1 protein-coding gene and 1 pseudogene are annotated in these 528 nt (G+C 56.6%); one reads left to right on the top strand and one right to left on the bottom strand.

Annotated elements, in window-relative coordinates; all coding sequences use genetic code 11:
- Nucleotides 1-6: 6 nt before the first annotated feature.
- Complete coding sequence (locus tag BN2503_RS19860) at nt 7-141, top strand: integrase core domain-containing protein (protein ID WP_233495069.1); 135 nt, start codon at nt 7-9, stop codon at nt 139-141.
- Nucleotides 142-146: 5 nt separating this feature from the next.
- Here BN2503_RS19860 and BN2503_RS19120 read toward each other — a convergent pair.
- Nucleotides 147-305, bottom strand: a pseudogene (locus tag BN2503_RS19120) (IS256 family transposase); the annotation flags it as partial.
- Nucleotides 306-528: the final 223 nt, after the last annotated feature.

The following is a 528-nucleotide window of genomic DNA, read 5'->3' as shown; positions in this document are numbered from 1 at the left end:
CAGGCCATCGCGGACGACTGGCTAACCCAGTACAACGAGTACCGACCGCATGACGCCCTGGGTGGCGTGCCGCCCAAGCAGTTCATGCCCAGATTGATCACCACAACCGCCGCAGACTCTGGAAATCAACTGTCTGCTTGACAGGGGAGCTTACGAGTCAGCTCAGCGTCCAAAGCTCGCTCGACCAGCAGCTTGGTCAACTGCTTGAGCAGTCCGTTCTCGCCAATCAGGTCTTCGGGCTTCTTGTAGCTGGCCAGCAGGCCAGACAGCAGTTCTTCGGGTACGTCGTGTTTCTTGGTACTCATGGTGCTTACGGACAGGCCGACTTGCGTCGGCGTTGGATTGTCCGTTTACACAAAATTCTGCACACCCTCTCACTTGGGCGTGTCCGAATTTTTGTGTAAACGGTTCGGACTTCAATTGACGGAGATGCGGTCTCCGAACTGAATGGTAAATCGGGTCAGCGCGGCCTTCCAATCTCGGATGGGCATGGTCCACTTCTGGCTGATGTTGCGCAGGGCCAGGTAG

This window comes from Paenacidovorax caeni, from assembly GCF_001298675.1.
Taxonomy (GTDB): Bacteria; Pseudomonadota; Gammaproteobacteria; order Burkholderiales; family Burkholderiaceae_C; genus Paenacidovorax; species Paenacidovorax caeni.
Note: the sequence above shows the minus strand (reverse complement) of the source record. Positions and strands in the feature narration are given on the sequence as shown.